Origin of the sequence: Hymenobacter segetis (assembly GCF_038448715.1) — a bacterium.
GTDB classification, from domain to species: Bacteria; Bacteroidota; Bacteroidia; order Cytophagales; family Hymenobacteraceae; genus Hymenobacter; species Hymenobacter segetis.
This window is the reverse complement of sequence record NZ_JBCEVZ010000022.1, coordinates 42360-63293: the sequence shown is the minus strand read 5'-3', so window position 1 is coordinate 63293 and position 20934 is coordinate 42360. Positions and strand designations below refer to the sequence as shown.

The following is a 20934-nucleotide window of genomic DNA, read 5'->3' as shown; positions in this document are numbered from 1 at the left end:
AAGCTAGCTGCGCCACCGGTTTCATCGGGTTCTGCGCTTGCTGTTTATCGCCATGGCTTTTCCCCTCCAATTCCTGCTGGAAACCGTTTTACCGCAACTTCTTATGGGCAAGGATAAAAAGAAGCACTCGAAAAAGGACAAGGCCTCGGAAGATATTCTGGATGCTGTGGCTCTGTCGCTCAAGAAGTTTCGGAAGGTGACGAAGGAGATTTCCAGGCTCAGCACCGGCCAGAAGGTGGTGGGCAGTCTGGTCCTGGCCGCTGCCGGCCTGGTCTACCTGGCCACCCGCGAAACCGACGACGCGCCCAACGAGCACGCCACCCCAGCGCTGCTCAATGAAGCGAATGCGCCCAGCCACCACCGCAAAGCCTCTAGGCATCATCAGCATTTTTCCGAAGAATAGCCGGCGGCAAGTGCCCGCCCGCTCCCGCGTCACCTTCAACCAACCCGCGCTATGAAAAAGACCAAGGACAAAGCCGCCAAAAACAAGCCCGCCAAAAAGCAAACCCTGCTCGGTGGGGCCGCCAAATCGCTCAAAAAGCTGCGCAAAAGCAAGCTCACCACCACCCAGAAGGTGTTAGCGGGCGCGGCGCTCGCTGCCGTGGGCCTGGGCATGCTGGCGAAACGCAACGGCAAAGCCACCAGCACCGACACCGCCGCTGCCGAGGAAAACCTGGCCGCGCTGGACGGCAACGCCTAAAACTAATTGCTCATAGAAGAGCCCCGTTTCCGAAGCTGCAATAGCTTTGGAAACGGGGCTCTTCTGTATCTGTAGAAGTCGATATGCTACTCGGCGGCCGGTGCGGCGGCGGCAGGCGGCGGCGTAGCGCTGGCCTTTTTCACGCGCACGGCGTTGGGCCCTTTGGCACCCATTTCTACTTCAAAGTTCACTTTGTCGCCTTCCGAGATGGGGCCGCCGGCCAGGCCGTTGGCGTGCACGAAAATGCTCTCCTGCGTCACCGAATCCTTGATGAAGCCGTAGCCCTTCGAATCGTTGAAGAACGTCACCGAACCGGTGCGGATGGTGTCCTCCGGCTCGCGGTCTTCCTGCTTGGCTATGCTGATGCGGATGTCCTCGTCCTTGATGACACGCTTCTTGGTGGGGTCGGGTGGGGTAGAGGTGATGTTGCCGTTTTCGTCCACGTAGGCAAACATTTCTTCCAGGGCCGCTCCGCTTTTGGCGTTGGCCTGCCGCTCAACTTTGCGCTCCTCCTTCTCGGTTTTCTTCTTCGCGCGCTTCTTCTCGTTGTCTTTCTTACCAAATGTCTCTTGAGACCTACCCATAGTGTTGTGCTGCTAAATCTGTTGTGGCCGGCCCTTGCTTCTGGAGCAGTAGAAGAGCACGGACAGGTGTGTTGTTACGAAGATACGCAATATACAAAGGCCGTGGGCAGGTAACGCTATTGCAAATCTGCCCACCGGGTTTTTCGCCAGGCATCCTGCTGCGCGGGCGAGAGGAAAGTCCAGGCCACAAGGCGGCTTTTCTTCTGGCCCTGGGCCATTTCGATGGTGCGGACGGTGGTAGCTCCGGCCGTTTGCAGGGCGCGGTACACGCCGGGCAGGGTTTCTTTTTTAGAAACCAAAGAGGTGAACCAGTAGCAGGCCCGGGGCCGCCGGCCGCTCTCCTGCACCATGCGCCGGATGAAGCCGGCTTCGCCGCCCTCGCACCACAGCTCGTTGTTCTGGCCGCCGAAATTCAGGACTGGCCGGGGGCCGCGCCCGGTGCCCAGGCCGGCCGTTTTGCGCTGTGAGCCGGCTGCCGCCGCCGCCGCCGAGGCGTGAAACGGCGGGTTGCACATCGTCATATCGAACACCTCGCCGGCCTGGATGAGGCCGTCGAAAATGCGGGTGCGGGCCGGTTGCAGGCGCGCCTCGATGGCCCCGGCCAGGGAGGGGTTGGCGGCCTCAATCTGCTGGGCGGCGCGCACGGCCACGCCGTCGATGTCGGAGCCCACGAAGTGCCAGCCGTACTCGCGCCGGCCGATGATGGGGTAGATGCAGTTGGCTCCCACGCCCACGTCCAGTACCGTGATTTCTTCGCCGGGCGGCAGCACGCCGCCGTTGCTTTCGGCCAGCAAATCGGCCAGGTAATGCACGTAGTCGGCCCGGCCGGGGATAGGCGGGCAGAGGTAGCCCTTCGGAATGTCCCAGTGCTCGATGCCGTAGAAATGCCGCAACAGGGCGCGATTCAGGGCCTTCACGGCGGCGGGATTGGCGAAATCAATCGACAGGCTGCCGTGGGGGTTGGGGCGCACGAAGGCCGCCAGCTCCGGGCTGACTTTGCTGAGCAGCGGGAAATCGTAGGGCGCGCGGTGCGGGTTGCGCGGGTGCAGCTGGTCTTTTTCGGCGAGGGGAGGGGTGGCGTCGGGCTTCATTAATAGGAATAATTACGTCGTTTTGTAGAGGTACCAGCCGTCGCCCAGCGGCCGGAGCACGATGAGGCCATCGGGCTGCATGGCGGGCAGCAGGGCCGCCTCGGGCTGGTAAAGCAGGCCCACCGTGCTGTCGATTTTGCCGCCGATGACAAACTCCAGGCAACTGCCGCAGGCGGTGGCGCGCCGCGTCACACGGCCCAGGTAGAGCTGTCGCAGCAGGGCGTGTACGGCCGGGTCGGCGTTGGCGGCCTGCTCGTCGGTGGCTTCGTCGGCACCAATGGTGGGGTCGAAAAATCGGCCGCTCTGCACCCGGCTCAGGACTTCCTGAAAGGCTGCCCGGTGCTGGTAGAAGTGGGCGGCAATGTCGGCATCAGCGCTGGTCCAGAGGCGCAGATTGCCGATGGTGAAGTCGTGGCTGGCATCGGGGTGCTTGCGGTTGTAGTCGGCCACTTCGGCGGGCGGCATAGCGGAGAGCAGCGCCACCATGGGCGGCCCCAGGTGCGTCATGGCCAGGTTGCGGATGGCGCTCAGCTTCCAGCCCTCGGCCTCGCGGTGGAAGTGCAGGTAGAAATCGCGCCGGCTTACCGAATCGCGCAGCTCCACGGCCACTACGGCCGTGGCCGAGTCCTGCCGCACCAGCTGGCAGGCGCGCTGCACACGGGGCGGAATCTGCTGGCCCAGGGTCTGGCGTTTGGCCTGGCCGGCCACCTCGCAGCAGAGGTAGCTTTTCATGGCGGGCCATCCGGCGGGGGCCACAAACTGCTCAGCAATGACGAGCGGCGGCAGGGGCGCAGGGCCAGCCCACGCGGCCACGCCGGGCAGCCAGAGGCAGAGTAGCAGGGAAAAATGCTTCATCCGAAGGCTAACGGCAAACCGGGGAGTGATAATTCCGCTGCCGCACTAGCGCGGCCGGGCCGGGCCTTTGCGGCCCCCGCCGGATTTGCCTTTGCCGCTGGCGGCCGGGCGCGTGCCCAGCGTGCCGGTTTTGGGCCGGGCCGGGCCGCCTGCGCCGCCGCTTTTAGGGCGCGAGCCGCCACCGCCCGGGCCGGCTTTGGCCGGGCGCTTGGTGCCGCCCAGGCCGGGCTTGGTGCCGGATGCGCCTGGCTTTTCGGGGCGCGGGCCCCACCAGCCGGTGCCCGAGGGGTTGAACATGGTGGGTGGACCGGGCTTGCGGGGGCGCGGGGCGGGACGGCCTTCGCTCATCGGTTGGTCTTGCGGCGCGGCTTTGGCCGTTTTGGGTCGGCTGCGGCCGCCGGATGCTTCTTCGGTACCGCTCGATTTGGACACCATTTTCATGATGCCGGCTACTTCTTCCGGGGTCAGCTCGCGCCAGTCGCCCACGGGCAGGCCTTTGAGGCTGATGTTCATGATGCGGACGCGCTCCAGCTTTGTCACTTCATAGCCGAAGTGCTCCACCATGCGCCGAATCTGACGGTTCAGCCCCTGTACCAGCGTGATGCGGAAGATGTAGGGTGTTTCTTTCACGATGACGCAACGCTTGGTGACCACGCCCAGCATGGGGATGCCGTGGGCCATTTCGTCCAGCATCCGGTCGGTGAGGATGCGGTCGACGGTGACCACGTACTCCTTTTCGTGCTGGTTGCCGGCCCGCAGAATCTTGTTCACGATGTCGCCATCGCTGGTCAGGAAAATCAGGCCCGACGAGTCCTTATCAAGCCGCCCGATGGGGAACACGCGGGCGGCGTGGTTCACGTAGTCTACGATGTTGCCGCGCACGCCCGGCTCTGAGGTGCTCGTCACGCCCACCGGCTTGTTAAAGGCCAGGTACACGGCATCTTCGGCCTGCTTGGGCTCCAGCTTGTGGCCGTTCACACTCACGCGGTCGCGCGGGCCCACCTGGTCGCCAATCTGGGCGGGCTTGCCGTTGAGCAGCACCGCGCCCTGCGCGATGTAGCGGTCGGCCTCGCGGCGCGAGCACAGACCGCTTTCGCTGATGAATTTATTGAGGCGCGTGTACGAGGCAGCAGGCATGGGCAAAAAATCAAAAAGAATAAACGCGGCGCACGAGCGCCCCGACAAAGGTACGCCGCTGAAAAACGGGACCCTGCGCCCGTCAAAAGTGCCGCCCACCGTGCCGGCTGGCACAACTTCCGGCGAAGCGCCGCCGTATCAGCCCCTAAAAATGGCTACATGGCCGTTTTTAATTCCTTAATTTTTGATTCCATGAATTTCAAATTGCTCGGCCTGATGGCCGCCGCCGCGCTGGCCACCGCCTCCTGCTCGCAGGATAAGAAAGTCGAAACCACTACCACGACTACGCCGGAAGCCACGACTACAACCACTACGACCACCGTCGACACGATGGCCGCTTACGACGACGCCCGCCGCATGGCTGCCCGCGTGGCCGAAGACCTCAAGCTGACCGACACCACGGTGGTGCGCCGCATTGAGCACACCTACTACACCCGCGGCCGCAAAATCAACGCGCTGCAAACCCAGTACGCTACGGACACCACTGGCCGTTACGCCGCCATCCGCCAGGCTAACGACGAGGCCGATAACGCCATTCGCACCGACCTGAACAACCCGGCTTACTACAACACCTATTCGGCCAACCGCGCCAACTACGGCGACGGTCCTTACTCGCTGGCCCCCGGCACGGTAACCACCACGACCACCACTGTCCACCGCACCGGCAGCGTGGGCCAAGGCTCGGGCGTGAAGAAAATGGAAAACCAGAACGATGGCGACCACAAAGTGAAATACGAAAACGGCGCTAAAATCAAGCGTGACGACGACGGCTCGGTGAAAATCAAGCGCGCCGACGGCACGAAGATTAAAATTGACGAAAACGGCAACCGCACCGTGAAAAAGGGCTTGTTTAAATAAGCCTAAACTGTCATTCCGACAATTCATAAAAAAGCCCGCTCCAAGTTTGGAGCGGGCTTTTTTGTGTGTTTGGTTAATGATGAATAATCTGCCGGACGTGGTGCTCCAGGTGCAGCACGTAGTCGGCAATGAGCCAGTGCAGGGTGACGGGGTTGGCGTTGAGCGTGAGGCACTCGTGGTCGAGCAGGGCCTCGGGCAAGCGGGCCAGCAGGTGCAGAATCTGCTGGTTGAGGCCGGTCCAGAGCGTGAGCAACTCGGCAGCCGAGCGGTGCTGATAGGTTCCGATGCGAACCCAGGCCTCCTGGTCGTAGGGCTGGAGGCGCAACGGGGGAGGGGCGAGCTGTGCCAGCACGAAGCGCCGGTAGTTATTCGTAGCCGAGTCGATGAGGTGTCCCAGAATTTCCTTGCGGCTCCAGCGGCCGGGGCCAGGCAATTCGACCAATTCAGCCTCCGAAAATGTGGGCCAGTGCTGGCCCAGCAAGGCCAGTTGCCGGGTCAGCTCAGACTGGCAGGTGGCCAAGTCCGGATTGGGGAAATCGGAGCGCAAATCAGGCATAGAATAGCGGATTGAACATACCTCCGGCCCGTGCCGGGTCAACTAATCAACGATAAAAGCCCTCGGTAGGATTGCGCGACTTAGAGGCGCAGCGACCAGCTGGCCCCCGTGAACGGCCCGTAGGTGTAGGGCGAAAACAGGCCCCGGCGGTACCACGGCTTGGGGTGCGGCAGCACCTGGAAGCCAGTGCCGTGGGCGGCCGGGTCGGTGGACTCGGGCTGTTCGACGCGAGTGCGGCCGTTGCGCACCGCAATTTTGGCGAAGGCATAGCCCAGCGCGATGCCCACCGGGTAGTCGCTGGCCCAGTGCACGCCGTTGTTGAGCATGGAGTAGCCCAGCAGGCCCATCAGGCCGTAGCCCACGGGACGGATGAAGTGGTATTCGGGGTAGTTTTCGGCGATGACCGTGACCGTGGCCATGGCCGTGGCCAGGTGGCCGGTGGGGAAGGCGTCGTAGTTCGGGACGAAGTTCTGGTAGGTGTTGTACGACGGGAACAGGTGCCACTCGCCGCGGTCCTTGGTGGCCACGTAGGGGCTTTGGCGGCCGGTGAGGCGCTTCATGGTTTGCACCACCAGGCCGGTGCTGAAAATGGCCTCGCCGAGCTGGCTGGAGGTGCGCAGGGCGCGGTTGTCTTTCTTGATGCCACCGTAAATCCAGAAGCTGCTGGCCACGGTGAGGTGCGTCCAGCCATCGCCGAGGAAGTAAAACGTGCTGTTGAGGTTATCGGGCACGTTGAACTCGAAGGGCAGGTTGGCCGAGCCTACACTGAACGGAATGTGAATCAGGGTTTTCTGGGTGCTGGCGGCTTTCAGGCCGATGAATTTGCCGAAATCCTGGCTCCAGTCGATGATTGCCTGGTCGGCCACCCACAGCGCCACCGAGCCCGCCGCCAGCTCAATCAGCGTCTCCTTATTCTCCTTGCGGAATGCGAAGCCGGGAAACTGGCCCAAATCGCGCGGAATGTGGTAGGCCCACTCGAAGGGCTTGGGCTTGTCGTAGTGCCAGGTCACGCCCGGGGCCACGGTATAGTCGGTGATGCGGCCTTTGGCGTCGCGCGGGTGGATGTGCGGCAGCGAGTCCATCGGCAGGGGCGTCAGGCGGGTCGGCTTGGGCTTCTGGGCTTCCACAGCCAGCGTGTCGGCGGGCAGGGTATTGGCAATGAGCGAGTCAGGGTTCTCGGCGCGCCGCTCCCGGGCCTGCGTAAGGCCGGTGGAAGTAGCAAGCAAGGGAACCAGAAGCGCAACAAACAGCCGCGAAGTGCGACGGGGATAAAGAGAAATCACGAAAAAAAAGTACCAGTAATATCAGCGGGCTGAGCCGGTTTTAGCGCCGGCCCGGCGGGTGGTATAGGATGAAAAAACGCGGGCCGGAGCCCAAATAGCAAGCTGCAAAGGTAACACCTACTTGATGTTGGATGAACCTGCGGGCCACAGCCGAGTGTGCAGACGCACAGCTCCGGGAAATGTTGTGCACGCCGCGTATCTTTCTGCGAGGCTGGTCGCGAAGGCCGGCAGAGCTAATGACGCTTATTATGCAACCTGCTGTTTTAGTGAATGATGGTGGCGAAGGCCAAGCTGCCGCTGCGAAGCCGGGCAACCAGTTTCAGGCGCAGTTCGATGCGCTGCGACTGCGCACGCCCGTCCTGCGCAGTGAAGGCGTGGCGGCCCGCCGCGCCCGCCTGCAAAAGCTCAGCAGCTGGCTGCACGCGCACCGCACCGACATTCAGCAAGCCCTTTACGCCGATTTCCGCAAGCCCGCGACCGAAACTGATTTAACTGAAATCTGGACCTCTTTGGTCGAACTCAAGCATACCAGCAGCCACCTCAAAAAGTGGATGGCCCCGCGCAAAGTGGGCGCGAGCCTGGCCCTGCTGGGCACCCGCTCCTGGGTGCAGGTGGAGCCCAAGGGCGTGGTGCTCATCATCGCGCCCTGGAACTACCCGTTTTACCTGGCCGTAGGGCCGTTGATTTCGGCCATCGCGGCCGGCAACGCCGTGGTCATCAAGCCCGCCGAGCAAACGCCCGCCACCTCCGCGCTGCTGCGCCAACTGTGCGAAGACCTGTTTCGGCCCGATGAAGTACTGCTGCTCGAAGGGGGCAAAGAAGTCGCCACTGAGCTGCTGAAGCTGCCTTGGGACCACATTTTCTTCACCGGCAGCCCGGCAGTGGGCAAGATTGTGATGCGCGCCGCTGCCGAGCATCTGTCAGGTATCACGCTAGAGTTGGGCGGCAAAAACCCCGCCGTGGTAGACGAAACTGCCGACCTGCGCGATGCCGCCGAGAAAATCGTGTGGGGTAAGTTCCTCAACAACGGCCAGACCTGCGTGGCCCCCGACTACCTGCTGGTGCAGGAAAGCGTGCAGCCCGCGCTGCTCACCGAACTCACGGCAGCCATCCAACGGGCCTATAATCCCGATGGCGCGGGTATCGAGCAGTCCGATTCGCTGGCCCGCATCGTGAACGCGCAGCACTTCGCCCGCCTCGCCGGCTTGTTGGAAGATGCCCAGACCAAAGGCGCTACCGTAGCCGCCGGCGGCACCGTGGACGAAACCCAGAACTACATCGAGCCCACCATTCTGACCAACGTGCCGGCCACGGCCCGCGTGCTGGAGGAGGAGATTTTCGGCCCGCTGCTGCCCGTACTCACCTTCAAAACCTTGAGCGAAACGACGGATTACATCAACGCCCGCCTCAAGCCGCTGGCGCAATACGTGTTCAGCACCAATGCCGAAAACCGCAGCTACTTGCTCAACAACGTTTCGGCCGGCGGCGCGGGCGTGAACGAAACCGTGCTGCACTTCGCCCACCCCGAGCTGCCCACCGGCGGCGTGGGCAACTCCGGCCTCGGCAAGGCCCACGGCCACGCGGGCTTCCTGGCGTTCAGCAACGAGAAGGGCGTGATGCGGCAGCGCGTGGGCTTCACCGGCATCAAGGCCATGTACCCGCCTTATACCGACCGTGTACAGAAGCTGGTGGCGCTGCTGGTGAAGTACTTGTAGCGGTTATCTGGCCGGTTATTGGCGGGTGCTTGGCCGCTGTCCAATTTACTCCGTTGCTACTTCTGGCGCTGTTGCATCTCAGCAGCCATTTTGCGCTGGTTGGCGATGAATTGCTTGAATTTGACGGGGCCGAGGGTTTGCTGAAGCTCGCGCTGGGAAGCGGCGTTGATGCGCTTTTGCTCGGCCAGCAGCTGAGGCGACTGGGGCGGGAATTTCTCCTTGGCGGCGTTGGCCTGGGCCACGGTATTGCTGAGGATGCTGCGGACCCGGCCGGTTTGCTCGGGGGTGAGCTGGAGGTCGGTGGCCATCACGTCGGCGAGGTCGCGGGCGGCGGTGGGCGGCGTGGGCGAATCGGCGGTGCGCACGGTCTCGACCACGGGCGCAGCCTTGTCGCGGTGATGAAAGATGGAGCAGCTGGCGGCGGTCAGGCTCAATGACAGCACCACGGCAAAACGAACTGGACGCATAAGAAGCGGGAATAGCAATATTCCAACCAGTACGGAAGAAAGGGCCGTAAGGTCCATTCAGCCGCAAAAATTCAGCGCCGAAATACCGTCAGAATCGTCATGCCATCAACCCGAATGTCGTGTACCGGCGTGCCAAACTGCGGCTCATACGGCCCCGGATGCCAGCGGTAAATTCCCAGAAAATACCGGGCCTGCGCATGGGGCACGAAGCGCAGCCTGGCCCGTTGCGCGGCCGGTAGCAGCAGCGAATTGTTGTGCAGGGTGATTTTCTGGGGCAGCGTGTCGCTGATGGCCACCGTGGCACTGTGGTCGTGGGCCAGCACCCAGGCCAGCCCGTCGCGGCCCGATACGCCCCAGTAGTCCCGCTCGAACAGGCGTTGCGCCACCGGCCCGGGCAGAAAGCTGAAGTAGCCGTACTGATATGGATGGTCGTGCACCTGCCGGAAAACCGTGTGCGCAATGCCCAAAGTCAGCATCCCACCCGCTAACCACCACATGCGCCGGGCCGCCGAGGCCGGGGGAGCCGCCTGCCAGGCCCGCACCCCCGCCCGCAGCCCCCGCACGGCCAGCAGCACGAAGGCCGGATAGATAAAATATACGTGCCGCCAGCCATCGTATACTACTGATTGAATGACTACTATCACCACCAGCGGCCCCAGTAGCCAGGCTCCGAACAGCAGGCCCTGGCGGTTGGTGGTGTGGCGCAGCCATGCCGTGGGCCGGGCCAGCAGCCCGCGCAGCACCGCCCAGGCCCCGCCCACGGCCAGTGCGGTGTAGGCCACCGGCGTGGTCACCAGCAGCCACACCGAGAGGTAGTGCCACGGCAGCCGCTGGCAGGATATCAGTTCGCCCAGATAAAACACCTTCATCGTCTGCCGGTATCGCCGGAAGCTGCCGAAACACGCCCAGAACCGCGCCACCGGCGCTTCCCACAAAAACGGCCAGAACAGCACAACCAGCGGGCCCAGCGCCGCCAAATACCACGCTCCGGCCCGCAGAAGGGCCGCCCGCCGGGCCGGCCGCGCCCACATTTCCAGCGCCCCAAAGGCGACGGTGAGGCCCGGCAACAGAATGCCCATCGTGCGAACATCGGTGGCCAGGGCGCAGACCAGCGCATGCAGTAGCGCCCCGCGCACCGTGGGCCGGTGCAGCAACCGTGTGAGCGTGAGGATGGCCAGCGCAAACAGGCTCAGGAACACAATGTCCTTGTAGTTATAAAACGCCTCGGCGAAGATGCGCGGCGAGAGCACCAACAGGGCCGCGCTCACCAAGCCCCAACGCCAGCTGGAAAACCGCGCCCGCCCCAGCCGGTACACAGCCCACACGCCGGCTACGAATACGCCGAAGGTGAGCAGGTGCCGCATCCAGCCGGCCCCGCGCGGGTCGTGGCGGAAGAAGGCAATTTCCAGCCCCGCCAGCAGCATCTGGAAGACCGGGCCGTGGTCGGCATCGCCGTGGGTGGCCAGCTCGTGGATGCCAGTGAAGTGGCCGGCGGCCAGCACCTGCGGGGCCAGCAGCTGCGCCATGTAGCGCAGACTCATGTAGCCCACCATACGGTCGGCGCGCTCGTCCCAGCCCATGCCGTAGTCGCGCACCAGCAGCGGGCCGAGCAACAATAAAATCCCGAAAAACAGGCCGGTTATTATCCGCCTGTTTTTATCGTTAATCTTCCCCATGAAGTGCCTAAAATCGACCTCAAAGGTAGCCTCCGGCGGGGTGCATCATGCCAGGGCCGCGGCTGGTGTTTCCACTGCGCGGCTGGCTTTCAGGCCCTGGGCCGTGAAGTGGGCCAGCGCCATGATTGTCAGCATAGGGTTCACGCCACTGCACGCGGGGAAGGCCGAGCCATCGGCTACGAAGAGGTTTTGCACCTCCACGGTTTCGCCGTTGAGCTTGAGCGGGTGCGTCGCCGCGTCGCCGCCCATGCGGCAGGTGCTCATCTGGTGGGCGCTGTAGAGGCCAAACTGGTTGGGTTTCCAGCTCAGATGCGGCAGCTTGTCGAGCACTTCGGGATTGAGTAAAACGCCGTTTTTAGCTTCTAAAGTTGGCAGGGTGCCGTGGGGCAGATATACTTTTTCGGCTCCGGCCGCGATGTGGATTTGCGCGGCGGCGCGCACGCCTTCCAGCATGTTGGCGCGGTCGAAATCTGAGAGGGTGTAGTCAATCAGCGGCGCACCGTTTTTGTCGATGCTGACGCGGCCACCGTCGCGGTCGCGGGTGAGGACGATGAACGAGCCGAGGTGGTCGGCATCGCGCAGTAGCTCGTGGTGTTGCTTGCCTGAGAGCCAGGGTAGCACCATGCTCAGCAGGCCGGGGTGGGTGGGCGGCGTTTCCAGCTTCGCGCCGAAATTGGTGCCGTGCAGCATGGTGTAGGTGTCGTTCACCACGCTCATGCTGGGGCCGTGCCAGGAGTTCATGGCCTGCGGGTAGCGTGCGCCCACCACCACCGTGGGGTGCAGGTGCAGGTGGCGGCCCAGGTGCGGGTGCTTCAGGCCGGAGCGCAGGAGCAACGCGGGCGTCTGGATGGCCCCACCTGCCACCACCACGCGCTTGGCCCGCACGGTGATATGGATGGCGCGGCCGTCGGCAGTGGTATGTACGGCTGCCGCGCCGGTAGCGCGGCCTTGGCTGATAGTTACGCGGTCGACTTTAGTATCGGCCAGAATGCGGGCTCCGTGCTCGAAGGCGGTGAGCAAATACGTATTCAGCGTGCCCTGCTTGATGCCGTAGGCATCGCCCAATGTGGTGTAGCCGAGGCTGCGAAAGTGGCTGTCCGAATCAGTTAGGCCCTTTTCGTTCCGCGGAATCAGCTTTACTTCCTGGCCCAGCTTGGTCGAGCCGTCCCAGAGGGCCTGGTTCTGGCCGTTGTGGCGGGTGTAGTTGGTGTTCACGCCGATGGTGCGGGCCACGGCGTTGAGGCTTTCCTTGAATTCGAGAGTGGTGAAGTGGGGCGCATTGTGCTCGCGGGCCCATTCCTGCAGCACATAATCGGGCGTGCGGAAGGCCCCGGCCCAGTTCACGGTGGTGCCTCCCCCCAGGCAGGAGCCGGCTAGGATGCCGATACTGCCATCTTGAGTTGAGAGGGTGCCTTTGGCGTCGTAGAGCTTGCCCAGCATGTCGACTTCGCGCTGGGTAAAGTCGCAGCCGTGGCAGTAAGGGCCTTTTTCGATGACCAATACATCATGGCCGGCCTCGGCCAGCTCGCCGGCTACCACGCCGCCGCCCGCGCCCGAGCCGATTACCAGCACGTCGCACTCATACACCGTATCCTGCGTAGGGTGCAGGGTGCGAATGGGTTTGGGCGAATCCACCGGCTTCTCATCGGGGCCGGGGTAGCCGAGGCGGCCCCAGGCGGCCGGCACCTCGCTCATGCTGCCGCCGTAGTACAGCAGCGTGCACAGCTTGCGCAGCGCGTTGAAACCCTTGCGCAGCTGGGGGACGTTGCTGGCGGCCCAGCTTTGCAGCAGCTGTTCGCGCTGGGCGGCATCCAGCTTGCGGAAGGGTTTCAGCGGGCCGAACCAGGTGAGGCCCAGTAGGGGCTTCTCCAGCAGGTCGAGTAGTTGACTGAATTCGTTCTGCGCGCCTTCCGGCTGTTCGCGAATGGCCTCTTGCAACTTGTCCAGGTTCAGGCCGGTGGAGCCGGCGGGGCTGCCATCGGGCAGGGCGGGAATGAAGGTGTCGGCCAGGGCCTGGAGGATGGCAGAGCGGGCGGGCGTAAGCGAAAACATGGGGCGGGAATTTTGGGTGGTAAAAGGTAAGGAAATTTCCGCGAAGTGTTAGGCGTGCCGAGTATTTTTTGGATTGAGCGGGCAGAAAAGCACGTCATGCCGACCTTTGCCTCCCCAATACACCCTCGCCACCCATGCCCCGCCTCATCCAAACGCCCGAAACCACGCACCGTATCTACTTTCAGGACTGCGACATGCTGGGCCACCTCAACAACGCGCGTTACCTCGACTATTTCCTCAACGCCCGCGAGGACCACACCACGGCACATTATTCCCTGAACATGGGCGAGCTGGCCCGTGAGCAAAATGCGGCCTGGGTCATCACCAAGCACCACATCAGCTACCTCAAGCCGGCCAAACAAAGCACGCAGGTCCGCATCCTGAGCCAGCTCATTCACTTCGATAATTCCAACCTCGTGCTCGAAATGCAGATGCGCAACGAGGACGGTACGCGCCTGCTGGCCCTGCTATGGTCGGAAATGACCTTCGTGGCCATGCCCGCCGGCACCCGCACCGACCACGCCAACGCCATGATGGACCTGCTCGAACAGCTCGACGTGGATAACGTGAACTACGACCCCGACGGCTTCGACGACCGCGTGAAAGAGGTGCGCCAGCAACTGAAGAAGCAGCGGCGGAACGCGGGGAGCGACGAGTAGGGGAGAAGGACTTGTAATCAAGCCAAAAGGCCGTCATGTTGAGCACTGCGCTCAACATGACGGCCTTTTTAGCTCAACTTACTACCCAAACGCGCTAAAAGGCGACCTGGTATTGCAGCACGTACTCGCCGCGCCGGCTGGTGGCGGTGATGTCGCCGTTGGGTTGGGTGGTGAAGATGGGTCGGTTTTGATAGTTGACCGACAGCTTGCTGAGGTTGCCGAGGATGAGCCAGTTGATGCCCACGTTCCAGACCATCATCGGGTCGGCGAGGCGGTCGTAGTTCGACCACTGGCCCTGGGCGTAGGGCTGGAGCGTGCCGAGCCCGCCGAGCAGGTTGCGCCGGAGCAGATAGCCGGCCTGGGCATACAAAATGTTGCCCGTGCCTAGGAGCGGAACATTATTGCCGGCCCCGTTGAAGGAGCCCTGGCCGGCTTTCACGCCGTTGGCCGGGTTCATGGGTCCAACATTGCGGATGTAGCCGGGGCCGAAATCGTAGTGGTAATAGCCACCGTAGGCCGTGAGTGCCGTGCCGGTGGCTTGGTTGAGCGGCGTGTCATAAAATACATCCACCGCCCACAGGTTCATGGCTTGGGTAATGGTGTCGCCGGCCGCGCTGCGGTGCCACATGGCCCGGCCCTGGTGCACTAGGCCGGCCCCGATGTTGAAAATGCGCTTCCGGCCCAGGTACGAGCCCACGTTGCCGGCCCCGGCGTTGCTTTCCGAATCCAGAAACTGGTACATCAGGTAGCTGTGGACCACCGCGCGCGGGTTGCGCGTCGAATAAGTGGAGTTGCGCGAAATGGGCTCGGGCACGGCGGTGGCCGTTTGCGTCGTGAAGGGTTGGCCCACGGCCAGCCGGTAGTCCAGCTTGCCCAGCTTGCCCTTGGCGTAGCCGCCCATCCGGCGCAGAAACTGGTCGTTCACGTCGTTGGTGGCTTCCTGAAAAATGGGCAGGTCCAGGCCCAGAATCGAGGCCGTGGACGAGTTGGCAAACCGCGAAGGCCCGTTCCAGCCGTTGAGGCCCACGCCCAGGCTCAGGTGCTTTTTGATGAGGGCGTAGTCGGCCGTGGCATCGTGAAAAAACGCGCCCGTTTTGCGAGGCGACAGATACGAGAAGTTGTTCTGGCCGAATTGCAGAAAAACGTACAGCCGCGGCGTCAGCTGCCCGCTCAGCACGAGGCGCAGCCGCCGGATGCCCATGTCAACGGTTTGGGACTCCAACTCTCCGTTCACCGTGGTGCCCGGGTTGCTCTCGTTCAGCCGCACCCAGGTTTGGGCCAGGAAGTTGAGCTTGAGGTACGTGACGCTGTCGGGCGAGAGGTAGGTTTTGAGGCCGTCCCGGATGCCCGGCGGCACGGTTGGCGGGGGGAGCGTGGGCGCAATCTGGGCAAAGGAGGGGCTGGCCCCACAAAGGAGGGCAGCAAGAAGAGCAGTTTTTGTGCGAACGGCTACTGAGCTACGCGTTAAAAGTGAAAGCATTAATTATTAAAAATGACACAGCCAAAACGTGGCTGGTAACGCTGTTTTTGCAATGAAAAAAGACTCGTTCCGGCCGGCGGGCCGGGCCGGGGAATAGCTTAGCGCAGCAGCGCGTGAATGGCGAAGTAGAAGCCCGCGCTCAGCAGCGCCGCCACCGGCAGCGTGAGCAGCCACGACAAGCCGATTTTGGCGATTTCCTTGGAGTTGGCCGTGCCGTTCACTAGGCCGATGCCGTAGATGCTGCCTACCGAAACGTGGGTGGTGGACACCGGCAGGCCCAGCTTGCTGGCGAAAATGACGAGCAGGCTGGTCACCATATTGGCCGTGAATCCCTGGCCGTGGTTGAGCTTGGAAATCTTCTTGCTCATGGTGTCAGCCACTTTTTTGGCGTTGAGCCAGCCGCCGATGGCCATGGCCACGGCCAGAATCACCACGTTGACGGGCATGGCGAAAAACTTGCACACCAGCAGCAGGCCCAGCAGTTTGGGCGTGTCGTTGAGGCCGCGGGCGAAGCTCATGGAAGCGGCGCTCAGGTAGTGCAGGTTGTTGATGAGGGGCTGAAAATTGAGGCCGATAAAGGTGCCCTGATACAGGTTCTGGCATTCGGCCGTGGTGCCCACGTTGGCCTGAATGGTGGGCAGCGCCGCAAAGGCGCTGGTGGGCGCGGCGGCCACCGGCACCCAGACGTCGCCCACGCACACGCAGGATTCTTCGGTGATACCCGCTGCTTTTCGGCCTCTGTGAAACAGCACGTACACCAGGCTGCCCACGCCCACGGCCAGAATCGGCCCGAGAATGAGCGGCAGGAAGAAGGTGGTGCCCAGCTTGGCAAAGTTCACGGCCGTGCCCACTGCCACCAGCCCGGCGCCCACCAGCGCGCCCACCAGCCCGTGGGTGGTCGAAATGGGAAAGCCCAGCCGCGTGGCCAGCAGCACCGTGACGCCAGCCGCCAGCGCCACCGCCAGAATAAAATCGACCGACTGAATAATGTCATCCGGCACCAGGCCCTTGCCGGAGAAATTCTTAATAAGCTCCTCAGCAAAGAAATAGGAGCAGATGGAGCCCGCAAACGTGGCCACCGTAGCCAGAATCAGGGCCGGGCGGTAGGCCAGCGTGCCGCTGCCCCAAAGCGTGGCCACGCCTTTGAAGTTGTCGTTGGCCCCGTTGGAATACGTGAGCAGCAGCACGGCCAGAAAGAGGAGAATTAGCAGCATAGAGCCAGGGTTGGATGTTTGCAAAAAGCCCCACGTTGACCAACAACGTGGGGCTTTGGAGCACAACTTACGGCGGGAGTCTAGCTATTGGTTCTCCAATGTTACCAAAATGTTAAGAAATTGTTACGCGCTGGGCGGTGGTAGTGCGCGTGCGAAATGGCTGGCTATTGTTGCGCCCAAGTGTTGTCTTTCTCGTTGGCATCCATGAAAATGCCGCCGTCCAGCTTCACCGATTTCACGGCTTTGGGCACCGTAATCACCGCTTGCTTCTGGTTGGCTTGCCACACGGCGGGTGACTGATGCAGCGTCTCTTTGGTGCCGTCGGCGTACTCTACGGCTACATCAAACGGCACGGCGAAACCGCCGATATTCTGCACGGTGACGGTGCTGCCGCTGGCCGTCACGGCCAGGTCGATGTAGTTATTCGTGAAAAACCAGTTGTTGAAAAACCAATTCAAATCCTGGCCGCTGGCGCTGCTCATCGAGTTGAAGTAGTCCCACGGAATGGGGTGTTTGCCGTGCCAGCGGTCCATGTACTCGTGCAGGCTTTTCTTGAAGAGGGCATCGCCGAGCATGTCTTTCAGGGCCAAATAGCTCAGCGAGGGCTTGCCGTAGGCGTTGTTGCCGTAGCCGGCGCGCAGCTCGCTGCTGGGCGTGATGATGGGCAGGTCCTCGGCCGTGGCACGGTCGTTAATCCAGCGGTTCACGCGGAACATCTTGTAGAGCTTGTCGGCTTCGGCCACGCCGTTTTCGGTGCGGCCGATGAGCAGTTCGAACGTGGTGGCCCAGCCCTCGTCCATGTAGGCGTAGCGGCTTTCGTTGATGCCCATGTAGAAGGGGAAGTAGGTATGCGCGATTTCGTGGTCCTGCACGAACTGCGCAAACTTGGGGTCTTTCTGCGGGCTGTCGTTCACCATCATCGGGTATTCCATGTCAGCAAAGCCCTGGAAGGCCGTCATTTTGGGGAAGGGGTAAGCCACGCCGGGCCAGTTATTGGGGTTCGAGAACCAGCCCAGCGCGTACTGCGCGTTCTTCACCGACTGCCGGAAATCCACCGTCGAATCGGCGTAAGCGGCCTGCACGCTGGCGCGGCGCTTGGCCTTGGCATCCACAATCACGCTGGCAGCGTCCCACACGTAATGGTCGCTCAGGCCGAAGGTGACGTCGGAAATGTCTTTCGCGGTCCAGACCCAGGTATTCATCGGCTGCTGGGCGGTGATGTTTTTCTTGGCCAAATCGGCGGCGGTGGCAATGTGCAGCACCGCGTCGCTGGTCATCGACTTAGCCAAGAGCTTGGCGGCTGCCGGTTGCAGCACCTGTTTGGGGTTTTGCAGCGTGCCGGTGGCCCACACAATGTAGTTGGCCGGGGCCTGCACGCGCAGGGTGTAGTCGTTGAAATCGTTGTAGAACTCCTTGCTGTCCACGAAGGGCAGGCGGTCCCAGCCGTTGTAGTCGTCGTACACCGCGATGCGCGGGTAGAAGTAGGCCAAGAAGTAAGTGGTGGGGTCAATCATGCCCTCACGGCCGCTTTCCACCGATATGGGGAAGTGCCAGGCCACGGCAAATTTCACCGAATCGTGCGGGGCCAGCGGGCGGGGCAGGCGCACGCCCGGCGCGGTGCCCAGGTTCTGGGGCAAGGCTTTGAGCTGGCCCGCCACCCGGAAAGTGTCAATCACCACGCCGCTGGTGAGGTAGTCGGGCGAGGCATCGCCGTCGCGGGAGGCCCCGGGCTTGTGGATGTTCTGGATGATGCGCAGCACCACCTGCTTCAGCGTATCGGGGCTGTTGTTGAAGTAGGTGATGGTTTCGCGGCCCCGGATGTCGCGGGCGGGCGGCGCGGCCTGCACGGTGATGTCGTAGCGGGCGCGGTTCTGCCAGTACTTGGGACCGGGGCGGCCGTCGGGGCTGCGGGTGCCTTTGGCGAAGGCGGCCTTAATGTCGCGGGGCTGGTACAGGGACTGCGCGGTGGCAGTATCGGCCAGGCCGGCGAAGAGGAGGAGGGTAAGAAGAGTTCGAATCATAGTTGGGACAGACGGGAATAGGGGATGAGCGTTGCAAAGATGTCACACAGGTTTTCGCTGGTGCGGCCCCGTCGATGCAAAGCCCCCGTTCAGCGGCAGAACCTCCGGCCACATCTTTTGCCGGGATAAAGCCCACCCTTTGGCGCGTACTTTTCAGGTCTAAAGCTCCTGTATGCCCGTTCCAAATTCCTCATCGGCTTTCCCAAAGTCGATAAAAACCTGCCTCCTCCCGCTGCTGCTGTGGCTGCTGGCGCTGGCCCCGGCCCACGCCCAAAGCACCGTCGTGAAAGAAGACAGCATGGCCGTGGACACCACCGTGGCCCACGACGATTCCTACCGCCTCGAAGTAGGCTATACCACGCTCAGCAGCATTTCGGGACAGGTGCGGCAGGTGTTCGATACCCGCCCGCTGGCCGAAGAGCTGCCCGATATCGTCGAAAACCTCAAGGCCATCCAGTACACCCTCAAGCAGAAGGGCGAAGTGGTCGACATCAAGCAGCTACAAATGTGCCAGCTCATGCTCGTTACCCTCCAGGAGCAGCTGGCCGACTGGCGCACCGAGCTGGCCCAGGCGCACACGCAGCTGGCCGCCATGCAGGCCCGCCTCAAAACCATTGCCCCGCCGCCCCCGCGCATTGCCAATGCCGATGCCACCACCCTGGCCCTGGAACGCTCCGATTCGGCCCTGCTGGCCCGGCAGCAGCGCATCGGCGGGCTGCTGGCCAAGCGGTTTCTCAAGGTGAAGCAGCTGCAAACGCAGGTGGCCGCCAGCTACATCCAGGGCATGGAACTGCAGGACGAGGTGGGCGACCAGCTGCGCCGCTACAGCCGCACCAGCACCAAGCTGAGCTACCCGCCGCTCTGGGAAGCCGAGTCCACGCCCGCCCCGCCCGCCGACCCCAAGGCCCGCAAAGCCGGCCAGTACCGCCGCGAAATCATCAACTACTACTTCGCCAACAACTGGGACAACTGGGCCTACATGGCCCTCATCGGGCTGGTGTTCTACGGTTGGGTGTCCTTCAACTACCGCCGGGTGCGCCGGCAGGATTTAGTCCTCACCGAGCCCTTCCACTACCTGCGGCCCGGCCCCATCGCGGCCACGCTGGTGGTCATGTTCAGCCTAGCCCCGGCCCTGGAGCTGCACCCGCCGCCCGTGTACCTGGCGGTGCTGCAATTGTTGCTCCTGGTGGCCCTCACGGCGGTATTTGCGCGGAGCTGGCCGCGCCGGCTGTTTCTGTACTGGCTGGGGATGGTGGCGTTTTTCGTGTGGCTATCCATCACCAATGCCAACGCCACCACCGGCCTGGGCGCGCGCTGGGGCCTGCTGGGGCTCAATGCGCTGGCCGTGGCCGTGGGCGCCCTGCTGCTCTGGAAGCTGCGCGACACCCTGGCCCAGATGCGCTTCCTCATCCCCATCTCCTGGCTGTTCATCGGGCTCAATGGCCTCGCCATCATCTGCAACGTGGTGGGGCGGCTCAGTTTGGCCAAGATGTTCAGCACGGCGGCCATTTTCGGGCTCACGCAGGGCATCGGGCTGGGCGTGTTCATTGAGCTGTTCACCGAAGCCTTCCACCTCCAGATTCTGTGCAGCCGGGGCAGCGAGGGCGGCACCGCCGCCTTCGACTACGACAAAATCGAGCCCCAGCTCATGCGCCTGCTCACGGTGCTTTCCGGTGTGCTCTGGCTGATGGTCTTCACCTCCAACCTCAACGTGTACAACGCCGTCTACGGCTTTTTCGACCAGGCCCTCACGGCCCCGCACACCCTCGGCAGCACCGTTTTCACCTTCGGCAACATCCTGCTGTTCTTCCTCATTCTCTACGTTTCGGCCCTGCTGCAACGGTATATCGGCTACTTTTTCGGCGAGGTGGGCGACGATAATTCCGATGCCCGCAAGCGCGGCTCCTGGCTGGTGGCGCTGCGGCTGCTGCTCGTGCTGGTGGGCTTCGCGCTGGCCACCGCCGCCACCGGCCTGCCGCTCAGCAAAATTGCCATCGTGTTCGGCGCGCTCAGCGTGGGCATCGGCCTGGGCCTGCAAAGCATCGTCAACAACCTCGTATCCGGCATTATCCTGATTTTCGAGCGCCCGTTTCACGTCGGCGATTTCATTGAAGTGGCCGGCAAATCGGGCCGCGTGCAGGACATCGGCATTCGGTCCAGCAAGCTCACGTCCGTCACCGGCTCCGAAATCATCGTGCCCAACGGCGACCTGCTCTCCAACCACGTCATCAACTGGACGCGCACCAACGACCACATCCGCGTCGACCTGATACTGAAGATGACCCCCGGCACCGACGACCTCCAAACCACCCTCCAAAAAGCCCGCGAGCTCATCCAGGAAGAAATCAAAACCAGCCCCTACACCATGCACAACCTGCCCCCCGAAATCCTGCTCAGCAGCATCAACGGCCAGGTTTACGAATTGAAAGTCCTGTTCTGGATTACCAACATCCGCCAGGAGCAGCTCACCAAAAGCGAGATTCTATCCGGCATCTACCGGCGCTTCACGGCCGAGGGCTTGCAGCTAGGGTAGGGTGCGGGGCTTGCCCCCGCCCGGTCGTCTGTACCGTTTCAACGATTCCGTTC

Annotated in this window: 18 protein-coding genes; 6 read left to right on the top strand and 12 right to left on the bottom strand. The window is 62.7% G+C overall.

What is annotated here, in order from left to right:
• The first annotated feature begins 52 nt into the window (after positions 1-52).
• Positions 53-403 carry a hypothetical protein gene (locus AAFH49_RS11075; RefSeq protein ID WP_342298101.1) on the top strand — a complete coding sequence of 117 codons (351 nt, stop codon included), beginning with the start codon at positions 53-55 and terminating at the stop codon, positions 401-403.
• A gap of 51 nt (positions 404-454) precedes the next feature.
• Positions 455-700, top strand: coding sequence for a hypothetical protein (locus AAFH49_RS11070; protein WP_342298099.1), 246 nt, complete (start codon positions 455-457; stop codon positions 698-700).
• An 86-nt stretch (positions 701-786) separates the two neighbouring features.
• Here AAFH49_RS11070 and AAFH49_RS11065 read toward each other — a convergent pair whose 3' ends face one another.
• From AAFH49_RS11065 to rluF, 4 genes are all read right to left on the bottom strand, one after another.
• Positions 787-1284, bottom strand: a complete 498-nt coding sequence (locus tag AAFH49_RS11065) for a cold-shock protein (protein ID WP_342298098.1) — start codon at positions 1282-1284, stop codon at positions 787-789.
• 116 nt (positions 1285-1400) lie between these two features.
• A complete protein-coding gene (gene rlmF / locus AAFH49_RS11060; protein WP_342298096.1) occupies positions 1401-2375 on the bottom strand; it encodes a 23S rRNA (adenine(1618)-N(6))-methyltransferase RlmF in 975 nt (324 codons plus the stop codon).
• Positions 2376-2387: 12 nt separating this feature from the next.
• On the bottom strand, positions 2388-3230 hold the full coding sequence (locus tag AAFH49_RS11055; protein WP_342298095.1) for a hypothetical protein: 843 nt from the start codon (positions 3228-3230) through the stop codon (positions 2388-2390).
• Between the two features lie 45 nt (positions 3231-3275).
• Positions 3276-4367: a 23S rRNA pseudouridine(2604) synthase RluF gene (gene rluF / locus AAFH49_RS11050; RefSeq protein ID WP_342298093.1), complete on the bottom strand. Its 1092-nt coding sequence runs from the start codon at positions 4365-4367 to the stop codon at positions 3276-3278.
• 192 nt (positions 4368-4559) lie between these two features.
• Here rluF and AAFH49_RS11045 point away from each other — a divergent pair, with 192 nt between their 5' ends.
• Positions 4560-5225, top strand: coding sequence for a hypothetical protein (locus AAFH49_RS11045; protein ID WP_342298091.1), 666 nt, complete (start codon positions 4560-4562; stop codon positions 5223-5225).
• Positions 5226-5298: 73 nt separating this feature from the next.
• Here the strand turns inward: AAFH49_RS11045 and AAFH49_RS11040 are convergent, their stop codons facing one another.
• Entirely contained in the window at positions 5299-5781 is a 483-nt protein-coding gene (locus AAFH49_RS11040; protein ID WP_342298089.1) for a DinB family protein, read from the bottom strand.
• An 80-nt stretch (positions 5782-5861) separates the two neighbouring features.
• Positions 5862-7007, bottom strand: coding sequence for a phosphatase PAP2 family protein (locus tag AAFH49_RS11035; RefSeq protein WP_342298087.1), 1146 nt, complete (start codon positions 7005-7007; stop codon positions 5862-5864).
• Positions 7008-7312: 305 nt separating this feature from the next.
• Here AAFH49_RS11035 and AAFH49_RS11030 point away from each other — a divergent pair, with 305 nt between their 5' ends.
• Positions 7313-8779: an aldehyde dehydrogenase family protein gene (locus AAFH49_RS11030; protein ID WP_342298085.1), complete on the top strand. Its 1467-nt coding sequence runs from the start codon at positions 7313-7315 to the stop codon at positions 8777-8779.
• Between the two features lie 56 nt (positions 8780-8835).
• Here AAFH49_RS11030 and AAFH49_RS11025 read toward each other — a convergent pair whose 3' ends face one another.
• The 3 genes from AAFH49_RS11025 to AAFH49_RS11015 all read right to left on the bottom strand — a co-directional run bounded on the left by AAFH49_RS11025 (position 8836) and on the right by AAFH49_RS11015 (position 12974).
• Positions 8836-9246 carry a hypothetical protein gene (locus AAFH49_RS11025; protein ID WP_342298083.1) on the bottom strand — a complete coding sequence of 137 codons (411 nt, stop codon included), beginning with the start codon at positions 9244-9246 and terminating at the stop codon, positions 8836-8838.
• A gap of 71 nt (positions 9247-9317) precedes the next feature.
• Positions 9318-10862, bottom strand: coding sequence for a glycosyltransferase family 39 protein (locus AAFH49_RS11020; RefSeq protein WP_342298082.1), 1545 nt, complete (start codon positions 10860-10862; stop codon positions 9318-9320).
• 105 nt (positions 10863-10967) lie between these two features.
• Positions 10968-12974, bottom strand: a complete 2007-nt coding sequence (locus AAFH49_RS11015) for an FAD-dependent oxidoreductase (RefSeq protein ID WP_342298081.1) — start codon at positions 12972-12974, stop codon at positions 10968-10970.
• Between the two features lie 134 nt (positions 12975-13108).
• On the opposite strand from AAFH49_RS11015, the gene AAFH49_RS11010 reads away from it, so the two are divergent.
• Complete coding sequence (locus AAFH49_RS11010; protein WP_342298080.1) at positions 13109-13633, top strand: acyl-CoA thioesterase; 525 nt, start codon at positions 13109-13111, stop codon at positions 13631-13633.
• A gap of 94 nt (positions 13634-13727) precedes the next feature.
• Here AAFH49_RS11010 and AAFH49_RS11005 read toward each other — a convergent pair whose 3' ends face one another.
• From AAFH49_RS11005 to AAFH49_RS10995, 3 genes are all read right to left on the bottom strand, one after another.
• Positions 13728-14990, bottom strand: a complete 1263-nt coding sequence (locus tag AAFH49_RS11005) for a hypothetical protein (protein ID WP_342298078.1) — start codon at positions 14988-14990, stop codon at positions 13728-13730.
• Between the two features lie 221 nt (positions 14991-15211).
• Positions 15212-16327 carry an inorganic phosphate transporter gene (locus AAFH49_RS11000; protein ID WP_342298076.1) on the bottom strand — a complete coding sequence of 372 codons (1116 nt, stop codon included), beginning with the start codon at positions 16325-16327 and terminating at the stop codon, positions 15212-15214.
• Between the two features lie 164 nt (positions 16328-16491).
• Positions 16492-18348, bottom strand: coding sequence for a M1 family metallopeptidase (locus AAFH49_RS10995; RefSeq protein ID WP_342298075.1), 1857 nt, complete (start codon positions 18346-18348; stop codon positions 16492-16494).
• Positions 18349-18520: 172 nt separating this feature from the next.
• Here AAFH49_RS10995 and AAFH49_RS10990 point away from each other — a divergent pair, with 172 nt between their 5' ends.
• Positions 18521-20881: a mechanosensitive ion channel domain-containing protein gene (locus AAFH49_RS10990; RefSeq protein WP_342298073.1), complete on the top strand. Its 2361-nt coding sequence runs from the start codon at positions 18521-18523 to the stop codon at positions 20879-20881.
• Positions 20882-20934 lie beyond the last annotated feature (53 nt).

Excerpts from the sequence above, each read along its gene's own strand:
- AAFH49_RS11075 (WP_342298101.1), top strand. The coding sequence starts at position 53 with ATGGCTTTTCCCCTCCAATTCCTGCTGGAAACCGTTTTACCGCAACTT.
- AAFH49_RS11070 (WP_342298099.1), top strand. The coding sequence starts at position 455 with ATGAAAAAGACCAAGGACAAAGCCGCCAAAAACAAGCCCGCCAAAAAG.
- AAFH49_RS11065 (WP_342298098.1), bottom strand. The coding sequence starts at position 1,284 with ATGGGTAGGTCTCAAGAGACATTTGGTAAGAAAGACAACGAGAAGAAG.
- rlmF (WP_342298096.1), bottom strand. The coding sequence starts at position 2,375 with ATGAAGCCCGACGCCACCCCTCCCCTCGCCGAAAAAGACCAGCTGCAC.
- AAFH49_RS11055 (WP_342298095.1), bottom strand. The coding sequence starts at position 3,230 with ATGAAGCATTTTTCCCTGCTACTCTGCCTCTGGCTGCCCGGCGTGGCC.
- rluF (WP_342298093.1), bottom strand. The coding sequence starts at position 4,367 with ATGCCTGCTGCCTCGTACACGCGCCTCAATAAATTCATCAGCGAAAGC.
- AAFH49_RS11045 (WP_342298091.1), top strand. The coding sequence starts at position 4,560 with ATGAATTTCAAATTGCTCGGCCTGATGGCCGCCGCCGCGCTGGCCACC.
- AAFH49_RS11040 (WP_342298089.1), bottom strand. The coding sequence starts at position 5,781 with ATGCCTGATTTGCGCTCCGATTTCCCCAATCCGGACTTGGCCACCTGC.
- AAFH49_RS11030 (WP_342298085.1), top strand. The coding sequence starts at position 7,313 with ATGCAACCTGCTGTTTTAGTGAATGATGGTGGCGAAGGCCAAGCTGCC.
- AAFH49_RS11025 (WP_342298083.1), bottom strand. The coding sequence starts at position 9,246 with ATGCGTCCAGTTCGTTTTGCCGTGGTGCTGTCATTGAGCCTGACCGCC.
- AAFH49_RS11015 (WP_342298081.1), bottom strand. The coding sequence starts at position 12,974 with ATGTTTTCGCTTACGCCCGCCCGCTCTGCCATCCTCCAGGCCCTGGCC.
- AAFH49_RS11010 (WP_342298080.1), top strand. The coding sequence starts at position 13,109 with ATGCCCCGCCTCATCCAAACGCCCGAAACCACGCACCGTATCTACTTT.
- AAFH49_RS11000 (WP_342298076.1), bottom strand. The coding sequence starts at position 16,327 with ATGCTGCTAATTCTCCTCTTTCTGGCCGTGCTGCTGCTCACGTATTCC.
- AAFH49_RS10995 (WP_342298075.1), bottom strand. The coding sequence starts at position 18,348 with ATGATTCGAACTCTTCTTACCCTCCTCCTCTTCGCCGGCCTGGCCGAT.
- AAFH49_RS10990 (WP_342298073.1), top strand. The coding sequence starts at position 18,521 with ATGCCCGTTCCAAATTCCTCATCGGCTTTCCCAAAGTCGATAAAAACC.